Genomic DNA, 662 nt, shown 5'->3' with positions numbered 1-662 from the left:
TATTTAACTTTTAGAGCTTACTTGCTTTCATCTTCTTTCCGTTTCAACTGACCAAGTCCTAAAACTCCTACTAAAGCTGCTAGACCAAGATATGGCATGTAGCTTGAATCATTTGTACCTGTTTGAGGTAGAGTAGGGTTACCTTTTGGATTTGGAGTAGGAGTCGTTGGCTCCTCTGGTTTCTTAGGTTCTGGCGTTGTCGTACGAACTGTATTTGAGGCGTAAGCAACTTTGTTCACAGTATTTACATAGGTATTTTCAAAGGTTCCAACAGCAATTCGTTTCATTTGAATATAAGTCTCAGCTTGGAATGGAGAATCCAACTGAATCTCTTGAAGGAATTCTTCCTTGAAGCGAATGGTAATCATTCCCTTATCTTGATCATGTTCAACCTGTGTTTCAGCTGTTAAGTCTGTTCCTGCCTTGATAACACGACCGTCTTTCAATCGGATATCAACCTTGGCAAGAACTTTATAGTTTCCAGTGTATTGATCACCTTTTTGGTCATAATCATCTACAAAACTATAGTCATTCAAGTCCTCAGAATGATTTTGTGGAATCAAACCACCAATTAAACGATAATTGAAGTACTGGTTCAACGGAATGGTTTGACCATCAATATTGTCACTGCTTGGATCCATACTGATTGTCACATCTTTTTT

Annotated in this window: 1 protein-coding gene; it reads right to left on the bottom strand. The window is 38.2% G+C overall.

Annotated elements, in window-relative coordinates:
* Positions 1-17: 17 nt before the first annotated feature.
* Positions 18-662 (bottom strand): LPXTG cell wall anchor domain-containing protein (locus M1F63_RS10110; protein ID WP_247941332.1); only part of this gene is annotated, 645 nt, incomplete at its 5' end.

Source organism: Streptococcus oralis, assembly GCF_023109155.1.
In the GTDB taxonomy this organism is placed as follows: Bacteria; Bacillota; Bacilli; order Lactobacillales; family Streptococcaceae; genus Streptococcus; species Streptococcus oralis_BZ.
This window is presented reverse-complemented; position numbering and strand designations above follow the sequence as displayed.